The sequence below is a fragment of the Streptomyces sp. NPDC056161 genome, assembly GCF_042268025.1.
GTDB lineage: Bacteria > Actinomycetota > Actinomycetes > Streptomycetales > Streptomycetaceae > Streptomyces.
This window is the reverse complement of sequence record NZ_JBHJUV010000024.1, coordinates 1-17656: the sequence shown is the minus strand read 5'-3', so window position 1 is coordinate 17656 and position 17656 is coordinate 1. Positions and strand designations below refer to the sequence as shown.

Sequence of the window (17656 nt, the reverse complement as noted above, 5' to 3'; positions counted from 1 at the left end):
GGGTGCGGGCCCCGGCGGACGGGCGAGCCGCGGCTGTGTTTGGCGCGGCCTGCGCCCGGGGCGCTCGGCGGCCCACGCGCCGGTGCCCGCCACGGCGCTCGACCGGGTGTTCGGTTGTCGCGGCCGTCCCGCCGGGTGCGCGCGGGGGCCCGCCGCGCGGCGGGCCCCCGGCGGGGACGGACTACTTGCTCCGGAGCTGCCCCAGCGGGCTGGGGTCCGCCGCCAGGGCGGTGACGGCGGCCTTCCAGCCGGTGTCCTCGGCGCACAGGGCGCTGCGCAGGAAGGCCGTGCTGAGCCGCTGGATCAGGGCGACGCGCGCGGGGTTCTCGTCCGTGGTCGCGGTGGCCCCGTATCCGTTGATGCCGCCGAGCGAGTGCTCCGCTCCGAACAGCGTGAGCAGGCTCTTCTCTCCCGGGCTGTAGGTGTAGGGGTCGGTGAACCAGTCGGGTCCGCGGGTGGACAGCGCGGACTGGTCGTGGTCCCCGGCGACGACGAGGGCCGGCGCGGTCATGGTGTCGAAGGACGGCTTCATGAAGGGGAAGTTCTCTTCGGCGAACGGGGTCAGGTCGTCGCCCAGACCGGTCAGGGCCAGCAGCACCCCCGCCTTGACGCGAGGGTCGGACATGTCCTCGCCGGGGACGCCGTCGGCGTCGAGGACGCGTGCGCCCAGCAGTGTGCTCACCGTCTGGGCGCCCCAGGAGTGGCCGGCCACGGCGATGCGGCTGCGGTCCAGGCGGCCGCCGAGGCCCGGGACGGCGGCTGCCAGGACGTCGAGACTGTCCAGCACACGTGTGACGTCCTCGATGCGGAAGCGCCAGATCCGCGGTGTGCGGGGATCGTCGGCGGGGACACCGAGCGTCCTGGAGTCGAGGTGGGTGGGCTGCAGGACCGCGAAGCCCTGGGCGGCCCAGAAGTCCGCCAGCGGAGCGTAGTCCTTCATCGACATGCCGAAGCCGTGCGAGAAGACCACGACGGGGAGGTCGTTCCCGGTGGCGGGGGCGGACACGGCGACCTGGAGGTCCGTACCGCGTCCCGGGGCGGGCAGCACCACCGGCCGTGCGGATATCACCGTGACGGGCGCATCCGCGGTCAGTTGTGCGGGGGCGTTGATCGAATCGGACATGGACGTGCCTTCCGTTCGGTTGCTTCGCGTTCTTCGGTCCGTTCGGCCCGGCGGACGGCTTGGTCGCCGGTCGTGGGTCTGCCACAATGGGTGAAACGGAACCTCGCTCCGCAAAGATACGGAGCGATGTTCCGCTTTGCAAGTCTCGGAGGAGGGTCGCCTCGGTGAACGACAGCGGTCACAGCACGAACAGCGCAGCCGGGTCCAAGCGCAAGGACGCCCGGCGCAACCAGCAGCTCCTGCTGGATGCGGCCGCGGCGGTCTTCGTCACGTCGGGGGTGGAGGCGCCGGTACGTGACATCGCGGCCAAGGCCGGCGTCGGAATGGGGACGATCTACCGCCACTTCCCGACCCGGGCGGACCTCGTCATCGCGGTCTACCGCCACCAGGTCGACGCCTGCGCCGAGGCCGGCCCGGCGCTGCTGTCCGAGTGCCCCACCCCGTACGCCGCGCTGGAGCAGTGGATCAACCTCTTCGTCGACTTCCTGATCACCAAGCACGGACTCGCTGCCGTGCTGCAACCGGACAACAGCAGCTTCGAGTCCCTGCACGCCTACTTCCTCGACCGGCTCGTACCCGTGTGCGACCGGCTGCTCGACGCGGCGGCCGAGCGCGGCGAGATCCGCCCCGGACTCGACGGCCTTGAGCTGATGCGGGGCGTGGGCAACCTCTGTGTGGGTGCGGAGAGCGATCCGGGCTACGACGCGCGCCGGCTGGTCGCCCTCCTCGTCACGGGACTGCGCCGGACGCGGTGACGCCGGCCGGGGGGACCTGGGGAGAAGCCGCCGCGCCGCCCGGAGCCTGGCCGCGGCCCCACCGGGCCGGGGACCGCCTGCCCGGGGGCAGACAAGCACCAACGGCTCCGACTTGAGGGCACGGACCGTCAGGTCGGGCGGACGCAACACGGGGAGGGCGGCGAACGCCAGGTCCAGACTGCCGCCGATCACCTGGGCGGCCAGTTCGGCGGAGCCGCCCAGGGCGGTCCGCGGCACGACCCGCACCTGCGGGCGCTCCACCCGGTAGCGGACCATCACGCCCCCCACGTCGACCAGGGCGAGGGAGTGCGTGCCCGGTACGTCCGCGGATGAGGGCCGTCCGGCAGGCCGGGGCCCGCACCGGTCCGCTCGGAAGCGGCCGGAACCCGGTGCTCAGAGGGGCCCCTTCCCGGCGGGCCGCCGGATCACAGACTCACGATGACGAGGGCGGTGTCGTCGGTGATGCCCTGCGGTGCGGACAGGTCGGTCAGCAGGGCGTCGGCGAGGGATTCGGGGTCGGCGCCGCGGTGGCGGATGAGGGAGTCGGCGAGCCGGGTGAGGCCGGTGTCGATGTCCTCGTGGCGGCGCTCGATCAGGCCGTCGGTGTACAGCACGAGGGATGAGCCCTCGGTGAAGGAGGTGGCGGCCTGTGGCCAGGGGCCGTGTTCGGGGCGGGCGCCCAGCGGCGGGTCGGTGGCCCGGTCGAGGAACTCGACGGTGCCGTCGCGGTGCAGGAGGGCCGGCGGGGGATGGCCGGCGCGGCTGTAGGTGATGGTGTGGGTGTCCCAGTCGACGAACGCGTTGGTGACGGTGGTGTTCTCGGCGCCGACTACGGAGCGGGCGTACAGCTCCAGGACTTCCAGGGCATGGGCGGGACTGTCGGCGGAGCGGGACGCGGCGCTGAGCGCGCTGCGCAGTTGCCCCATGACGCTCGCCGCGGCCAGCCCGTGCCCGACCACGTCGCCGACGGCGACCCCGAGGCGGTCGCCCGGCAGGTCGACCAGGTCGTACCAGTCGCCGCCCACCTCCAGCGTGCCGATGGCGGGGCGGTAGCGGACGGCCACGGGACGGCGTCCGGCCGGGCGGGGAGCGGGCAGCATGGCCTCTTGCAGGCTGAGTGCGACCACCCGGGCGCGGATGAGTTCGGTGACCTCCTCCACCCGGTGCAGCAACAGCGCCACCTCCCCGTCCCTGCCGAAGACGGGGACGTTGGTCATGCTCCAGAAGCGTCCGTCACCCATGTGGGGCCGGTCGCAAGGCCATGGCTCGAACCGCTGCAACTCCATCGTTTCCGGCTTGCCGGTTTCGGCGACCAGCCGCAGCGATGCCTCGATCTGGCGTGCCGCCGCCGCGTTGGGATGGTTCGGCATGTCGGCGAAATCGTCGGGCATATAGCGGCCGATGACGTCCTCGCGGCGGCGGCCGAGCAGCCGCATCCATTTCGTGTTGACGTCCCTGAAAACCAGCTGCGGGGTCAAGAGCGCGGCAGCCCCGGGAAGGGTCTGGAAAACCGCGCTGTAGTCGATCTCCGATTCCGTCATGTCCGTCTCGTCGATTCCGATGCTGCCCCTTTCGTACGATATGTGGTCCTGTCTGGTGGTCGGGGTTCCAATGCCGTGAAGCTGGTCACGTTCCACGGGCGACATCGCTCGCCGTCCGACCGGTGTTCGCCCAAGCGCTACGGAAAATGCACCCGAAGGGCATCCGCGGCGGAGGAAAAGAATGCATTGTCTGCTTTCAGGGACCCGTATCCGGGTTTCGGAGATCCGTATCCACAGCAAAGGAAGCCGACCGACATGGGCGAGATCCTCATAACCGTGGCAACGAAGGTCGCCGTAGCGATCGCCGAGGCGATCATCCTGCGAGTCCTGTGGGACCTGTGGGCCGCCTGCTCCCGTTCCCTGCGCGGCACCGCCCGGCCGGTCGGCGCGTAAAACCCGCCCCGACCGTAGGTATGCCTCTCGTCACGCCTGCGTCTCGGCGCCTGCCTCTTTCTTCTCCTTCCGTCCGCTGCGCAGCAGCCAGGTGGCTCCGCCGACGGCCAGTGCGACGGGCCATTCCAGGACCCCTGCCACCGTCAACGCTCCGAGACCTCCGTAGAACGCGAGTTCCTTGGCCGGGGGCCTACCGGGCAGATGCGCCGTCGCCTCGCGCGCGGTGCTCGTCACGTCCTCCTTGGTGAAGTACGGAATCGGCACCGAGGGATGCAGCGTATGCATGTGCACATGCAGTCCCGCGCCATTGTGCGATCGGGATTCCGCCTGTCGGGAGCCTTCCGCTGTCCTGGCCATCGTCCTGCTCCTTTCATCGGAGTCGGCATGATGTGCCACTTCGATTCTCGCGCGTTTTCGGTGGCGTGTGCGCGTTCACGACGGTGCGACGGAAAGACGGGACGCCCGCCCACCGGGCCCGCGGAGTCGGGTGCCGGGAGGCGGGAAGCCACGGCCGTGACGCGCACGCATGGTGGTGCGCACGCATCGTGGTGACGCTCACCAATAGTGACGTCGACCGGCGACCGCGTGGCCCATGGTTCCCAAGAGCCACAGGACGACGCCGATCACGGCCAGGATGATGCCGATGGTCCACAGGATCGAGATTCCCGTGAGGAATCCGACGATGAGGAGGATGACTCCGAGGGCAATCATGATGTGCCTCCTGCCGTTGGCTTGCTCCTCGGCTCCGAGTGCCCCGAAGCGGTGCCCTCATCCCTCGGATGCGATCATCCACCCGGGTCCGCCGCATCCGGGGTGCGCACAGCACGGGCGAAGACCTGGTCCCGCGGCGCGGGCGAACCCGTCAGCCGGTTCTCACACCGGACGCGCCGGTCCGTCGTCCGGCCGTACCCGCCGCCAGGCCGCCTCGGTCAGCAGCCGCAGGCCGTTGAGCCCGACGATGACGGTGGAGCCCTCGTGCCCGGCGACGCCCAGGGGCAGCGGGAGGGTCCCGGCCAGGTCCCAGAGGACCAGGGCGGCGATGAAGGTGCCGGCGATCACGAGGTTCTGGACGACCAGGCGGCGGGCGCGACGGGAGAGGCCGACCGTGGCGGGGATGGCGGTGAGGTCGTCACGGACCACGACGGCGTCCGCCGCGTCCAGCGCGAGGTCGGCTCCGACGCGGCCCATGGCGATCCCGGTGTGGGCGGCGGCCAGGGCGGGGGCATCGTTGACGCCGTCGCCCACCACCAGGACCCTGCGTCCGTCCTGCTCCAGTTCGCGTACGACGGCGACCTTGTCCTGGGGCAGCAGGCCGGCGCGGACATCGCTGATGCCGAGGCCGTCGGCCAGGCGACGGGCGGCACGCGGGTTGTCGCCGGTGACCAGGACGGGCGCGCGACCGGTCAGGTCGGTGAGCGCGCGGGTCGCCGGGCCTGCCGCGTCGCGCGGCCGGTCGGCGGCGCCGAGGACGCCTGCCGGTTCGCCGTCGATCATGACCAGGACGGCGGTGCGTCCTGCTTCCTCCACCTGCTCGACCACGGCGAGGGCGGCGTGCCGCCCGGACAGCAGCCGGGCGGGACTGCCGACGGTCACGGTACGGCCGTCGACGGTGGCGGTGACCCCGGTGCCGGGCGTGGAGGAGAACTCCGTGGCGGTGGGCAGAGCAAGCCGGCGGGTCCGGGCGGCGTCCACGACGGCGCGGGCCAGCGGGTGTTCGCCGGCGTGCTCGGCCGCTGCCGCGAGCCGCAGCAACTCGTCCTGGCCGAGCCCGCTGCCGGTCAGGGGCCGTACGTCGGTCACGAAGGGCGTGCCCTCGGTGAGGGTGCCGGTCTTGTCCAGGGCAACGGTGTCGATCCGACCGAGGCGTTCCATGACGACGGCGGACTTCACGAGGACGCCGTGCCGGCCGGCGTTGGCCATGGCCGACAGGAGCGGCGGCATGGTCGCCAGGACGACCGCGCAGGGCGACGCGACGATCATGAAGGTCATCGCGCGCAGCAGCGCGGCCTGGAGCGGGGAGCCCAGCAGCATGGGCACGGCGAAGACCAGGGCGGTGGCGGCGACCATGGCGAGGCTGTAGCGCTGTTCGATCCTCTCGATGAACAACTGGGTGGGCGCCTTGGTCGCGGCGGCCTCCTCGGCCATCTGCACGATCCGGGCGATGACCGAGTCCGCCGGGTCGCTGTCGACGCGGACCCGCAGGGCACCGGTGCCGTTGACGGTTCCGGCGAAGACCTCGTCCCCCGGCTGCTTGGCCACGGGCAGCGGTTCGCCGGTGATGGTGGCCTGGTCGACCTCGCTGCTGCCCGCCACGACCTGACCGTCGGCTCCGATCCGCTCCCCGGGCCGCACCAGGACGAGGTCCCCCACGTCGAGACGCTCCACCGGGACGGTCTCCTCGCCGCGGTCGGTCAGCCGGGTCGCGGTGGCGGGTGCGAGATCGAGCAGTCCCCGGACCGAGTCGGCGGTACGGGCGGTGGCGACCGCCTCCAGGGCGCCGGACGTGGCGAAGATGACGATCAGCAGCGCACCGTCCAGGATCTGGCCGATGGCCGCCGCGCCCAGCGCCGCGACGACCATGAGCAGGTCCACGTCCAGCGTCCCGTCCCGCAGGGCTTTCAGCCCCTGCCATCCCGGCTCCCAGCCGCCCGTGACGTAGACCGCGGCGAACAGCGGCCCCCACAGCCAGAGCGGGGCACCGGGCAGGTACAGGGTGAGGGCCGCCAGGAACAGCACCAGTGCCGCCAGCGCCCACCGCGCCTCGGGCAGGGACAGCAGCCGGGTGCGCCGCGCGGGCGGCGGCGGGCTGAAACCGGTCAGGCCCGGGGCCGGACGTTGATCCAGCGCAGAAGGCATGGGCACATCAACCCTTCACGGATGTGGTCGGCTCGGTACGGGCGTGGCCGACGCGTCTCCTCACCATACCGGAACACATGAACAAGTATTCACATGTGATGGCTATGCTGTCCTCATGGGCCACGGAGTCGTCACCACCAGCACCGCGACCACCCGCGAACGTCTCGATGCCGTCGGCGCCGCCGATGTCGCCGCCACCCTCCAGGCCCTGGCCACCCCCTCGCGACTGCACATCCTCGCCCGGCTCCAGGAGGGCCCCTGCTCGGTCGGCGACCTGGCCGCGGCCGTGGGCATGGAGCCGTCCGCCTGCTCCCACCAACTGCGCCTGCTGCGCAACCTCGGCCTGGTCACCGGCGAACGCAAAGGGCGTTCGATCATCTACGCCCTGTACGACGACCACGTGGCCGAACTCCTCGACCAGGCGCTCTACCACGTCGAGCACCTGCGCCTGGGCCTGCGCGACACCCCGGCCACGGACCCCGCCGCCGGGATCGACTGACTTCTCCCGAGCCGGCCGGACTCGGCACCCTGCCCGCGGGTGATGCGGGTGATGCGGGTGATGCGGGTGATGCGGGTGATGCGGGTGATGCAAATGGTGCGGGCGGCCGCGGGCGTCCCGGGTGTTGCCGCAACACCCATTCGTGCGGCGGCCCCGACCTCGGACGGGAGGCGTTGCGGACGGCGCGCGGGCGCGGCAACGGCCCCCGGCTGTTGCCGGTTTGCCGGTTGCCCGGCGCAACGGATTCACCTGCCGTCATTGTGTAGCTCACCGCGGGGCGGGCCCGTCCGGGGCCGCGCCGTCCCGGCCGGCGTGCGGCGGGGGTGAGGGAAGGCAGGTTCGATGGATCGTTCGCTTGTGTCGGTGCGGGCCGCGCTGGTGCTCTTACTGGCGGCGCTGGCCGGTGTGACCGCGGGACTCCTGTCGGTGCTGGCCGGCGAAGGGGCGGCGGGCGGCCTGCTCGCCGGGCTCGCCGCGACGGGCGGGGCCCTGCCGGTGTTCAACCAGGTGATCGCCCCGGACCCCGGTCGGCCCGGTCCCGCCTCGCGCGAGACCCGTGCGAAGGGCGGACAGGCCCGTGGGTGAGCTGCGTCCGCTGCCGTCGGATCTGACACCGGAATCGCGTGCCCTGGCCATGGCGCTGCGCGAGTTGTTCGAGAGCCTGGACGTCTCGGTCCGCCGCTACGCGGCCCGCCGCCTGCGCGACGCCGGTACGTTCTCGCGCTACCTCAGCGGCACCCGCGTCCCGCCATGGGAAGTGGTGATGGACCTGTTCACGGACGCCGCCGAACACCGGGGCATGGCCGCCACCCCGGACGCCATCGAACTGGTGCGCCGACTGCACCGGGCGGCCGTCGAGACCAGCGTCTCGCCCCGCCACGCGGTCGAGGTACTGGAGCAGCAACTCGCCGAGGCGGACCGTGTCTCACGCCGTTCCACCGCACGCGGTGACGCGCTGAGCGACGCGCTGCTGGACCGCAAGCACCGCATCGCCGACCTGGAGGTGCGCCTGAACCAGTTGGAAGCGGCCTGGAGCGCGGAACGCGCACGCGCCGAACGGCTCGCCGCCGCCGGCCCCGACGCCACCGAACTGCTGCACGAACGCGATCAGCTGCAGGACGAGGTCACCCGCCTGTCGGCCCTGCTGCACGAGGCGCAGAAACAGCGTGACGAAGCCGAACAGCGCTGCACCCTGCTGGAACGCCAACTGGACGCGGTCGAGCAGGTCCAGCAGACCGCCGCGGCCGTGGCACCGGCCGTCTCCCAGACCATGCCCAAGGTGCTCATCGTCGACGACCAGGCGGACAACCTGCTGGCCATGACCGCCGTCCTGGCCACGCTCGACCAGGAACTGGTCGCCGTCCCCTCCGGCCGGGAGGCCCTCAAGGCCCTGCTCGACCACGACGACTTCGCCGTGATCATCATGGACGTCCAGATGCCCGACATGGACGGCTACGAGACCGCCGCCCACATCAAGCGGCGTCCCCGCACCCGTGACGTCCCCATCATCTTCCTCACCGCCATGGGCACCGACCCCGAACACTCCGCCCGGGGCTACGCCGCCGGCGCGGTCGACTACATCGGCAAACCCTTCGACCCCTGGGTCCTGCGGGCCAAAGTCGCGGTCTTCACCGGTATCTACCTCGAACAACGACGCCTCGCCGGAGCGGGGTGACCACCGGCCCGACCGCGCCACCGGCCCGACCGCGCCACCGGACCCACCGCGCCACCGGACCCACCGCGCCACCGGACCGGCGGCGACGCCAGGAGCCCCGATCATGTGTGACATACCGCTTTTGGTGCAATGCCCGGTGTCGTGCCGTCCGGCGGGTCACGCTGTGCGGACTGTCGGGCACGGTCGGGGCAGGGAGTCCATGGGGCGCAACAGGCGTACGGGTACAGATCGCGTGAGCGGCATCCACGCGAGTGCCACCGGGTGCGGACGTCGGACGGACGGCCGCCAGTGATGCCGAGGGAACCGGACGCCTCCGAGCCGCCGGACGACCCGCCGCGGCTGCGGCTGGGAGCCGAGCTCGAAGGGATCGCCGAGCAACTCCGGTCGCTGGCCCGGGCACAGGACCGGTTGCACGAGCTGTACGAGGCGGTCCTCGGCCGGAACGTGGACCTGTCGGTGCTGCTGAGGCTGATCGTCGACACCGCGAGGGAACTGGTCGGTGCCCGCTACGGCGCACTCGGCGTCCTCGACGCGAAGGGCGAGTCCCTCATCCGGTTCATCTCGGCGGGTCTTTCCGAGCAGGAGCGGGCCGACCTGGCCGATGTCGAGTTCCCGCGCGGCCGCGGCCTGCTCGGACGCCTGATCGCCGTCCCCGAACCGCTGCGCGTCGATGACATCGCCGCCCACCCGGACGCGGCCGGGTTCCCGCCCGGCCACCCGCAGATGCGGTCCCTGCTCGGAGCCGCGATCAGTACCCGCGGCAAGGTCTACGGAGACATCTACGTCGCCGACCGACGCGACGGGCGGCCCTTCGACGCCCATGACGAGGCGCTCATCGTCTCGCTCGCCGGCGCCGCGGGCCTGGCCATCGACGACGCCCGCCTCTACCGGCAGACCAGGCTCGACGCCGAACTGTTCCAGCGGCTCCTGCTGCCGAGCCTGCCGGACCTGCGCCCCTTCGAAGCCGCCGCGGCCTATCGTGCCGCTGTCACACCGGGCCACATCGGCGGGGACTGGTACGACGCCCTCCTGGTCCCCGACGATTCCTGCGCGGCCGTCATCGGCGACGTCGCCGGCCACGACCTGCAAGCCGCTGCCGCCATGGCCCAGATCCGCAACATGCTGCGCGTGCTCCTCTACGACCAGCGCACCCCGCCCGGCGCCGTCCTCGCCCACCTCGACGGGGCGCTCCAGGTGCTCACCGAGCAGCCTTTCACCACGGCGTGCCTCGCCCGCATCGAACCCGCCCCGCCGGACGGGTGGAGGCTGAGCTGGAGCACCGCGGGCCACCTACCACCCCTGCTGCTCACCCCCGACGGCCGGACCCGGTACCTGACCGCCGACCCCGACCTGCCGCTCGGCATCGACACCTCCGAACCGCGCACCGACCACACCTGCCTCACACCAGGTGGCTCCACGGTGGTCCTCTTCACCGACGGCCTCGTCGAGCACCTGCGGTACCCGATCGAGACGGGACTGGAACGTCTCGCCACCCTCGCCACCACGCACGCCGCCCTGCCCCTGCCGGACTTCGTCGAAGCCCTGGCCGACCATCACCCCAGCGACGGCCACGACGACATGGCCGTCCTGGCGCTCCGCATCCCGCACTCCTGACCGCCGTCACCGCCGTCATCGCCGTCACGGCCGTCATCGCCGTGAGCCGCCGAGTCGCTCCGCCCTATTCATACTCGCGGGGTATCAACGGCGCCCGAATCGGTCCTTAAGGTCCGCCGTCGTACCGGGTTGACTTCAGGGAGCCCGTGCCCGGCCGAGGCGGGAAGGCCCGCCCGTCGCGGGCACGACGTCGTGTCTCGGCGCTGTCACCGGGCGCAGGAACATCCGGTAGTTGGAGGAACAAGCATGAGCAAGGGATCCGCACTCATCGTGGGGGTGGGCCCGGGCCTGGGTCTGGCCCTGGCGGAGACGTTCGCCAGGGACGGCAACCCGGTGGCGCTGTTCGGCCGTGGTGCCGAGCGCCTGGAGGGCTACGCGTCCGCACTGACGGCCGAAGGCCACACGGCGCGTGCCTACCAGGCGGACGCCGCCGACCCGGAGGGACTGCGGGCCGGGCTGGTACGGGCCGCGGACGACCTCGGGGCGCCGGAACTGCTCGTGTACAACGCGGCCGTACTGGGTCCCGACACCCCTACCGGAACCGACCCCGCGGACTTCGCGCACACCTTGGCGGTGAACGTCACCGGGGCCGTGGTCGCCGCCCGGACGGTCCTTCCGCTCCTGTCGGGCGGCCGGGGAAGCCTGCTGTTCACCGGTGGCGGCTTCGCCCTCCGCCCCTCGCCCGAGTACACCTCGCTGTCGGTGGGCAAGGTGGCGCTGCGGGCGTACGTCCAGACCCTGCACGCGCAGCAGCAGGGCTCCGGCGTTCACGTGACCACCGTGACCGTGGCGGGTTACATCGGCGGCGAGGACCCCCGGTTCGCTCCCGCGTCCCTGGCCGCGGCCTACCTCGACCTGCACCACCAGCCGCAGGACCAGTGGCAGGCGGAACTCCTCTACACCTGATCGCCCACAGGCCCCCGGGCCCGTGCCCTGTCCGGGTGCGGGCCTGCGGTGCTCCGCCCAGGTCCCGGCCGGCGGGCACGTCCGGGCCGCCGAGACCGGTTCGCACCCCGTCCGTGCGGCCCGTCCCGCCCGTCGGTCACGGCGACGGCTCGGCCCGGCCGCCCGCCGCCATCAGGTCCCGCACCCCTTCCAGCGACTCCCCCAGCCACTCGGCCATCTCGCGTTCGTCGTCCGCCGTGATCCAGCGTGCGAAGCCGACCTTGAAGACGGCGACCCCCAGTTCGCCGGTCAGGCTCGCGGCCGGTTCCTCGACGCCGCGCCGGCGCAGGGCCTCGGCGACCGCGGCCGACAGCGTGGCGAGCTTGGTCATCTCGCGTTCCCAGAGTTCCGGGTTGGCCTTGATGACGGCCTGTCGCCGCCGCGCGAATTCGCGTCGGCCGGTGAAGATCGCACAGGCCGCCGTGAGCCCCGCCGTCAGCGCGTCGAGGGGCGTGGCGGACCGCGGAGACTCGGCGACCCCGTTCACGAACAGGTCCTGGAGCAGGTCCGTGCCGCCGAACAACACCTCGCGCTTGTCGGCGTAATGCCGGAAGAAGGTCCGCTCGGTCAGACCGGCCCGGCCGGCGATCTCCGCCACGGTGGTCTGCTCGTAGCCGCGCTCGCTGTAGAGCTCCAACGCCGCCACAGCCAGGCGTCCGCGTGCATCCGGCTGCCATCTTCCCATGCGCAGATCCTACGTGACGTCAGTGCCTGACATCGCATGCTACGGTCGATGACAGTCACTGACTTCAAGGTCTGGGGTGTCTTCTCCATACGTATCTTCGTGACCGGAGCGTCCGGCTGGATCGGCTCCGCACTCGTGCCCGAACTCATCGCCGCGGGGCACCGGGTCGTCGGGCTCGCCCGCTCCGACGCCTCCGCCGCCGCCCTTTCCGCCGCCGGAGCGGAGACGGTCCGGGGCACCGTCGACGATCTCGACGTCCTGGCCGGCGCCGCGGCCGCGTCGGACGGCGTGATCCACCTCGCCTACAAGCACGACATCGCCTTCAGCGGCGACTACCGGGGCGCCGCGGAAGCCGACCGCCGCGCCGTCGACGCCGTCGGCGACGCGCTGGCCGGCACCGACCGGCCTTTCGTCCTCGCCTCCGGCCTGGTCGGCCTCAGCCCGGGGCGGGTGGCGACCGAGCGGGACATGCCCGCCGACGACGGCTCACCGGCTTCCGTCCGCATGACCACCTCCCTGGCGGCGCTCGCGCTCGCCCCGCGCGGCGTGCGCTCCTGCGTGGTCCGGCTCTCCCCGACCTGCCACGGCGACGGGGACGCCGGGTTCATGGCGTCCCTGGTCGCCGTGGCCCGGACCAAGGGCGTCTCCGGCTACCTCGGCGACGGCGCCAACCGCTGGCCGGCCGTCCACCGCCTCGACGCGGCACGGATGTTCCGGCTGGCGGTCGAGCGGGCCCCCGCGGGTTCGGTGCTGCACGGGGTCGCCGAGGAAGGCGTCGCGATCCGCGACATCGCCGAGGTCATCGGCCGTCATCTCGATCTGCCGGTGACGCCCGTGGCCCCCGAGGCGGCGGCCGGGCACTTCGGCTGGCTGGCCGGTCTCGTCGGGCTCGACATGGCCGCCTCGAACGCCCTGACCCGTGAACTGATCGACTGGCAGCCGGTCCACCCCGGCCTCCTCGACGACCTAGACAAGGGCCACTACTTCGCCGCCCCCGCCACCGCCTCCTGAACACGCGGTCGCTCGCCCCGCCGCCCGCCCGCCGCGCGGCTGAGGGCCCGTGGCCGGTGCGGCACCGGCCACGGGCGGTGGGCCCGTAGGCAGCGGTCGGTTAGGCTCCGCGGCATGCGGATCTCTGTCTCCTCGGACATGGACGAACCCGTCGCCCGTCTCCTCGTCGCGGAACTTCGCGAGCGCGGGCACGAGGTGCGCGTATACGGGGCTCTGGAGCCGGGGGCCGACCCCCGGTGGGCGGTCTGTTCGGAGGCGGCGGCCCGTGACGTGGCCGCCGGGGCGGCGGACCAGGCCGTCGTGTGCTGCTGGACCGGCACCGGCGCCTCGATCGCGGCGAACAAGGTTCCGGGCGTGCGCGCGGCGCTGTGCACGGACGCGTACACCGCCGAGGGCGCCCGACGCTGGAACGACGCCAACGTCCTGGCCCTCGGCCTGCGCCTGACCTCCGGGCCGGTCCTCAAGGAGATTCTTGACGCCTGGTTCGCGACCGGGTCCAGCGACGACGCCGAGGACCGGGGCAACGTGGCCCACGTCGGGCGCCTCGACGCCGGGCGGCCGGATTCGTAGCCCCTGCTCGCCTCTCGTCGCTTGCTGCGCGGTGGTGCGGCGGTGCAGGCGACCACGGCCGGGCGGTGACGAGGCCGGGCGGTCACGAGGTCGGTGACGGCGAAGGCGGTGGCTTCTCGCGTCCACCGCGCGCACCCGGTCCTCATGGCAGGCGGGGGAGAGGGGAGGACCGTACGGGTGGGAGCCCGGTGGCCGCTGTCGCGGACGAACGGGCGCCGGTCAGTGGGCGCCCAGGCCGCCCCCGCCGAACGAGCCGCTGGAGCCCTTGCTCCAGCGTGGTCGCTCCTTGGCGGTGCTCGGCCGGGTCTGCTGGTTGCTCAGCTCGTACGGGGTGAGCGGACGGCCGCCGTCGAGCGTCTTCGGCACCTCTTCCGATTCCCGGTTCTCCCGGATCTCGCGCACCGCACCGCCCGGAGGCAGCTGCGGCTGTTCGTCGGGGCGCGGCCGGGGCGGTTCGCGGAACTTGATCCGGGAGCCCAGCCAGAAGCTGCCGGCGAGCACCGCCAGGACGGCGACGGCCACCGCGAACAGCGCGAGGCTCCACAGGCCGCTCGGCGCGGCCAGCTGTATCGAATGTGTGCTCATAGCGCTGACCTACCCTTCTGATAATGGTGTGAACCGGACATATCTCATTCTGGGTGGTCAGTGCTCCTCCTGGACAGCCGGCGGCCGTCGATCCCGCCGTCCGGGTTTCATCCGCCTCGCCGGGGCAACCCGGTGCGCGTGACACCGACGACTTCCGAGCAGGAGCTGTACCGCTTCCTTGAGGACCGTTTCGCCTGTGCGCAGGCGTGCACGGAGTGCGCGCGGGCATGTGCGCTGCGCGCGAGTCTGCTGGATCCGGACGGGACCGACGGGCCCGAGCGGGCGCGGCGGCAGGGCATTCTCTGCGCCGAGGTGTGCGACAGCACCTGTCGCATGCTGATCGAGCAGAACTGCCAGGACGAGGCCGGCGTCCGGGTCCAGCTGGAATGGTGCCGCGCGGTCTGCGCCGACAGTGCGGCGGCGTTCGACGGGCGGCCGGGCGCGCAGTCGACGGCGGAGGTGTGCCGGGTGTGTGCTCGGGCCTGTGCCGACTTCGTCGCGCTGCTGGACTGAGACTTCCTTCGAGACGGGCCATTCACAATTTCTGTAACACGTTCTACGGTGTGCGCCGTCAGGACCGGCCATCGGGAGCCTGGAGGCGCCGTGCATCTCGACCACACGCCCGAGCAGCAGCGGCTGCGCACCGAACTGCGCGCCTACTTCGCCGACCTGGTACCGGACAACGCGTACGCGCGCTACGCGGACCCGGCCGCGCAGAAGCGGTTCTACCGCGACACGATCCGGCGGCTCGGCGCGGACGGCTGGCTCGGCGTGGGCTGGCCCGAGGAGTACGGCGGACGCGGGCTGACGGCGATGGAGCAGTTCATCTTCTTCGACGAGGCCGCGCAGGCCGGCGTACCGCTGCCGCTCATGGCGCTGAACACGGTCGGCCCGACCTTGATGCGGTTCGGCACCGACGAGCAGAAGGGCTACTTCCTGCCCCGGATCCTTTCCGGCGAGATCGACTTCGCCATCGGCTACAGCGAGCCGGACGCCGGTACGGACCTCGCCTCCCTGAAGACCCGCGCGGTGCGCGACGGCGACGAGTACGTGGTCAACGGGCAGAAGATCTGGACCACCAACGGCGACACCGCGGACTGGGTGTGGCTGGCCGTGCGCACGGATCCGACGGCCCCGCCGCACAAGGGCATCACCATGCTCCTGGTGCCGACCGCCGACCCCGGCTACACCTGTACCGTGATCAACACCCTCGCCTCGCACGACACCACGGCCAGCTACTACGAGGACGTCCGGGTCCCCGTCTCCCGCCGGGTCGGTGCCGAGAACCAGGGCTGGCGGCTGATCACCAACCAGCTCAACCACGAACGCGTCACCCTCGCCGCGCACGGCACGATGGCGATCCGCGCGCTGAGCGACGTCCAGCGCTGGGCGACGGAGACCGAGCTCACCGACGGCCGCCGGGTGATCGACCTGCCCTGGGTGCGCAATCGGCTGGCCCGGACCCACACCAGGCTGGACGCGATGAAGCTCCTCAACTGGCGGATGGTGGGCGCCGTCCAGGACGGCAGCCTCACCCCGCAGGACGCCTCCGCGGTGAAGGTGTACGGCTCCGAGGCGCGCCGGGACACCTACGCCTGGCTCATGGAGATCGTCGGCGCGGCGGGCCCGCTCAGGGAGGGTTCGGCGGGCGCGGTCCTGCACGGCGAACTGGAACGCGGCTATCGCTCGGCGGTGATCTTCACCTTCGGCGGCGGCAACAACGAGATCCAGCGCGAGATCATCTCGTGGATCGGACTGGGGATGCCGCGGGTGCGGCGCTGAACCCGTGTGACGAGGCTTTTTAGTTGGCACAAAAGCGGGATAGTTGGCACTGTCTGCCGGCCAGGCGACGAAGCTTCCGTCAGTGGACCGGCAGACCGGTCAAGGCGCTGCCGATGACCGGACGCCGGATCTCGCCGGCGCCTTCGAAGATGGTGAAGACCTTGGCGTCGCGGTTGATGCGCCTGACGGGGTAGTCGGGCGTGTAGCCATGGCCTCCAAGGATCTGGATGGCCTCGTCGGTCACACGCACGGCCGTCTGGCTGGCGTGGAGCCTTCAGCCTGAGCGAAGGGCTTGTCCTGGCGCGCCATCCAGCCCGCTCGCCGCGCCAGCAGCCGAGACGCGTCGATCCGGGTCTTCATATCGGCGAGCTTGAAGACGATGACCTGGAAGCCACCGATCTTCCTGCCGAACTGCTCCCGCTCGCGTGCGTAGTCCAGGGCGTGCTCGCAGGCGGCGCGGGCCATGCTGAGCGCCCATCGCGCCGACGGCCGGCCGAGTGGCCCCAAACGCCTTCATCGCGGCCTTCACGGGGCCGGGCGACCTGAGCGACCAGTCGGAGGCGACTCGCTGCGAAGACGCCGTACCGGTAGCGCGTCCCGGCTCAGCCCGACCTCGCCTCGGCCGGGCTCGGTCGTCAATGAGAGTTCACGAGGGTATCCGCTGCGTCTCATACCTCGCCGGCTGCGCTCTGGTCAGCTGAAGCTGTCGAAGTGCCCTGCCCGAAGGAGCCGGGAGGCGCTGTCAGCGGCCAGTTAGGTTTCTACTGGCCGCCGTCAGGCGCGGAGTCGCATTGCACGGCGAGGCGGATTGCGTACAGGTCGAGCCGTCTGCGGAGCTCGAGGCGTCCGGCCTTCTGGTGTGCCGGGGTGAGGAACTGGGCGACCTGGTCGACCAGCTGCTTCCTGTCCCGTCCGCCAAGAGCCGGGGCGGCAAGGAGGGGGCAGTTGAGGTGCTCGGACTGGGTGACCTCAGCCCAGACGAGAACCGTGGCGAGGTGAGGCTCTTGCCGTGCCAGGTGGCCGAGCTTGGGGATTCCGTCGCATAGCTCGGGCCAGTCGGGCGCCGGCATCCGCCAGGTGGCTATGGATTGACGACGTCGTGCGTAGTTGACTCGGTTGGGGTTGCTGTCGAGTTCGGCAGCGATCCGTTCGACGCCGGCTTCGAACTCCTCCCACAGATTTCCGGGCATCGCCCGGCCGAGTGCATCGAAGGTACTGACGACGCTGCCGCGTAGCGTGCCCAGTGTCTTGGCGCATTCAGCCCAGGTGCCGCCGGCGGTCATCTCCATCAACTTCAGGGACGCCGCTCGCCGCAGGTGGCGTACGGTCGAGCTGTTGACCTGCTGCATGTGGTCGATGAGGTAAGCGAGGTGGTCGTCGAACCAGGCTTGCGGCAGCAGTTGAGGGACTTCCTCGGGGCTGAAGCAGCAGTCCCTCGAGGGGACTCGCAGGCGGCCGGGTCCGCGGCTGCTGCCGCCGGCGTGGAAGATCTGGCGCCGCCTGACGAGGGAGCGGGCCAGGGGCGCGGGGGCCTTGTCCCCGGGGAGTGGACACCTGTTCGTGTCGTTATGCGGCGAGCGTCAGGGTAGCTGACTGTTGCTCGTAGACGATCGGTGCCTGCT

At 71.7% G+C, this 17656-nt stretch carries 19 protein-coding genes and 1 pseudogene; 11 read left to right on the top strand and 9 right to left on the bottom strand.

Annotated elements, in window-relative coordinates; all coding sequences use genetic code 11:
• Nucleotides 1-181 precede the first annotated feature (181 nt).
• Nucleotides 182-1123, bottom strand: a complete 942-nt coding sequence (locus ACFC09_RS22715) for an alpha/beta hydrolase family protein (protein WP_376531195.1) — start codon at nt 1121-1123, stop codon at nt 182-184.
• Between the two features lie 164 nt (nt 1124-1287).
• On the opposite strand from ACFC09_RS22715, the gene ACFC09_RS22710 reads away from it, so the two are divergent.
• Complete coding sequence (locus ACFC09_RS22710; protein WP_376531193.1) at nt 1288-1878, top strand: TetR/AcrR family transcriptional regulator; 591 nt, start codon at nt 1288-1290, stop codon at nt 1876-1878.
• Nucleotides 1879-2303: 425 nt separating this feature from the next.
• On the opposite strand, the gene ACFC09_RS22705 is transcribed toward ACFC09_RS22710, so the two are convergent.
• Entirely contained in the window at nt 2304-3419 is a 1116-nt protein-coding gene (locus tag ACFC09_RS22705) for a PP2C family protein-serine/threonine phosphatase (protein WP_376531191.1), read from the bottom strand.
• Nucleotides 3420-3674: 255 nt separating this feature from the next.
• Between ACFC09_RS22705 and ACFC09_RS22700 the strand changes: the two genes are divergently transcribed.
• Complete coding sequence (locus ACFC09_RS22700; protein WP_376531189.1) at nt 3675-3812, top strand: hypothetical protein; 138 nt, start codon at nt 3675-3677, stop codon at nt 3810-3812.
• A gap of 30 nt (nt 3813-3842) precedes the next feature.
• On the opposite strand, the gene ACFC09_RS22695 is transcribed toward ACFC09_RS22700, so the two are convergent.
• The 3 genes from ACFC09_RS22695 to ACFC09_RS22685 all read right to left on the bottom strand — a co-directional run bounded on the left by ACFC09_RS22695 (nt 3843) and on the right by ACFC09_RS22685 (nt 6668).
• Entirely contained in the window at nt 3843-4097 is a 255-nt protein-coding gene (locus ACFC09_RS22695; protein ID WP_376531187.1) for a hypothetical protein, read from the bottom strand.
• Between the two features lie 270 nt (nt 4098-4367).
• Nucleotides 4368-4523, bottom strand: a complete 156-nt coding sequence (locus ACFC09_RS22690) for a DUF6131 family protein (RefSeq protein ID WP_376531185.1) — start codon at nt 4521-4523, stop codon at nt 4368-4370.
• 162 nt (nt 4524-4685) lie between these two features.
• On the bottom strand, nt 4686-6668 hold the full coding sequence (locus ACFC09_RS22685) for a heavy metal translocating P-type ATPase (RefSeq protein WP_376531183.1): 1983 nt from the start codon (nt 6666-6668) through the stop codon (nt 4686-4688).
• A 115-nt stretch (nt 6669-6783) separates the two neighbouring features.
• On the opposite strand from ACFC09_RS22685, the gene ACFC09_RS22680 reads away from it, so the two are divergent.
• From ACFC09_RS22680 to ACFC09_RS22660, 5 genes are all read left to right on the top strand, one after another.
• Nucleotides 6784-7167: an ArsR/SmtB family transcription factor gene (locus tag ACFC09_RS22680; RefSeq protein ID WP_376531181.1), complete on the top strand. Its 384-nt coding sequence runs from the start codon at nt 6784-6786 to the stop codon at nt 7165-7167.
• 342 nt (nt 7168-7509) lie between these two features.
• On the top strand, nt 7510-7752 hold the full coding sequence (locus ACFC09_RS22675; RefSeq protein ID WP_376531178.1) for a hypothetical protein: 243 nt from the start codon (nt 7510-7512) through the stop codon (nt 7750-7752).
• Entirely contained in the window at nt 7745-8842 is a 1098-nt protein-coding gene (locus ACFC09_RS22670; RefSeq protein ID WP_376531176.1) for a response regulator, read from the top strand. The genes ACFC09_RS22675 and ACFC09_RS22670 overlap by 8 nt, the downstream gene beginning before the upstream one ends.
• A 291-nt stretch (nt 8843-9133) precedes the next feature.
• Nucleotides 9134-10456, top strand: a complete 1323-nt coding sequence (locus tag ACFC09_RS22665; protein ID WP_376531174.1) for a PP2C family protein-serine/threonine phosphatase — start codon at nt 9134-9136, stop codon at nt 10454-10456.
• A 246-nt stretch (nt 10457-10702) separates the two neighbouring features.
• Nucleotides 10703-11362: an SDR family NAD(P)-dependent oxidoreductase gene (locus ACFC09_RS22660; protein WP_376531172.1), complete on the top strand. Its 660-nt coding sequence runs from the start codon at nt 10703-10705 to the stop codon at nt 11360-11362.
• Between the two features lie 136 nt (nt 11363-11498).
• Here the strand turns inward: ACFC09_RS22660 and ACFC09_RS22655 are convergent, their stop codons facing one another.
• Nucleotides 11499-12086: a TetR/AcrR family transcriptional regulator gene (locus ACFC09_RS22655; protein ID WP_376531170.1), complete on the bottom strand. Its 588-nt coding sequence runs from the start codon at nt 12084-12086 to the stop codon at nt 11499-11501.
• 87 nt (nt 12087-12173) lie between these two features.
• On the opposite strand from ACFC09_RS22655, the gene ACFC09_RS22650 reads away from it, so the two are divergent.
• Nucleotides 12174-13097: an SDR family oxidoreductase gene (locus tag ACFC09_RS22650; protein WP_376531455.1), complete on the top strand. Its 924-nt coding sequence runs from the start codon at nt 12174-12176 to the stop codon at nt 13095-13097.
• Nucleotides 13098-13211: 114 nt separating this feature from the next.
• On the top strand, nt 13212-13667 hold the full coding sequence (locus ACFC09_RS22645) for an RpiB/LacA/LacB family sugar-phosphate isomerase (RefSeq protein WP_376531168.1): 456 nt from the start codon (nt 13212-13214) through the stop codon (nt 13665-13667).
• Nucleotides 13668-13886: 219 nt separating this feature from the next.
• Here ACFC09_RS22645 and ACFC09_RS22640 read toward each other — a convergent pair whose 3' ends face one another.
• Nucleotides 13887-14252, bottom strand: coding sequence for a DUF6479 family protein (locus tag ACFC09_RS22640; RefSeq protein ID WP_376531166.1), 366 nt, complete (start codon nt 14250-14252; stop codon nt 13887-13889).
• Nucleotides 14253-14390: 138 nt separating this feature from the next.
• Here ACFC09_RS22640 and ACFC09_RS22635 point away from each other — a divergent pair, with 138 nt between their 5' ends.
• A complete protein-coding gene (locus tag ACFC09_RS22635) occupies nt 14391-14765 on the top strand; it encodes a ferredoxin (RefSeq protein WP_376531164.1) in 375 nt (124 codons plus the stop codon).
• Nucleotides 14766-14855: 90 nt separating this feature from the next.
• Nucleotides 14856-16034, top strand: coding sequence for an acyl-CoA dehydrogenase family protein (locus tag ACFC09_RS22630; RefSeq protein WP_376531162.1), 1179 nt, complete (start codon nt 14856-14858; stop codon nt 16032-16034).
• A gap of 79 nt (nt 16035-16113) precedes the next feature.
• Here the strand turns inward: ACFC09_RS22630 and ACFC09_RS22625 are convergent.
• Nucleotides 16114-16557 (bottom strand): annotated as a pseudogene (locus ACFC09_RS22625) (acyl-CoA dehydrogenase family protein); the annotation flags it as partial.
• Nucleotides 16558-16795: 238 nt separating this feature from the next.
• Nucleotides 16796-17383 (bottom strand): hypothetical protein, encoded by a 588-nt coding sequence (locus ACFC09_RS22620; protein WP_376531160.1) that lies wholly within the window; start codon nt 17381-17383, stop codon nt 16796-16798.
• Between the last annotated feature and the right edge of the window lie 273 nt (nt 17384-17656).

Bases quoted from the DNA above. Each gene is read 5' to 3' on its own strand.
- ACFC09_RS22715 (WP_376531195.1), bottom strand. From the start codon at position 1,123: ATGTCCGATTCGATCAACGCCCCCGCACAACTGACCGCGGATGCGCCC.
- ACFC09_RS22705 (WP_376531191.1), bottom strand. From the start codon at position 3,419: ATGACGGAATCGGAGATCGACTACAGCGCGGTTTTCCAGACCCTTCCC.
- ACFC09_RS22700 (WP_376531189.1), top strand. From the start codon at position 3,675: ATGGGCGAGATCCTCATAACCGTGGCAACGAAGGTCGCCGTAGCGATC.
- ACFC09_RS22695 (WP_376531187.1), bottom strand. From the start codon at position 4,097: ATGCATACGCTGCATCCCTCGGTGCCGATTCCGTACTTCACCAAGGAG.
- ACFC09_RS22690 (WP_376531185.1), bottom strand. From the start codon at position 4,523: ATGATTGCCCTCGGAGTCATCCTCCTCATCGTCGGATTCCTCACGGGA.
- ACFC09_RS22685 (WP_376531183.1), bottom strand. From the start codon at position 6,668: ATGCCTTCTGCGCTGGATCAACGTCCGGCCCCGGGCCTGACCGGTTTC.
- ACFC09_RS22680 (WP_376531181.1), top strand. From the start codon at position 6,784: ATGGGCCACGGAGTCGTCACCACCAGCACCGCGACCACCCGCGAACGT.
- ACFC09_RS22675 (WP_376531178.1), top strand. From the start codon at position 7,510: ATGGATCGTTCGCTTGTGTCGGTGCGGGCCGCGCTGGTGCTCTTACTG.
- ACFC09_RS22665 (WP_376531174.1), top strand. From the start codon at position 9,134: ATGCCGAGGGAACCGGACGCCTCCGAGCCGCCGGACGACCCGCCGCGG.
- ACFC09_RS22660 (WP_376531172.1), top strand. From the start codon at position 10,703: ATGAGCAAGGGATCCGCACTCATCGTGGGGGTGGGCCCGGGCCTGGGT.
- ACFC09_RS22655 (WP_376531170.1), bottom strand. From the start codon at position 12,086: ATGGGAAGATGGCAGCCGGATGCACGCGGACGCCTGGCTGTGGCGGCG.
- ACFC09_RS22645 (WP_376531168.1), top strand. From the start codon at position 13,212: ATGCGGATCTCTGTCTCCTCGGACATGGACGAACCCGTCGCCCGTCTC.
- ACFC09_RS22640 (WP_376531166.1), bottom strand. From the start codon at position 14,252: ATGAGCACACATTCGATACAGCTGGCCGCGCCGAGCGGCCTGTGGAGC.
- ACFC09_RS22620 (WP_376531160.1), bottom strand. From the start codon at position 17,383: ATGCAGCAGGTCAACAGCTCGACCGTACGCCACCTGCGGCGAGCGGCG.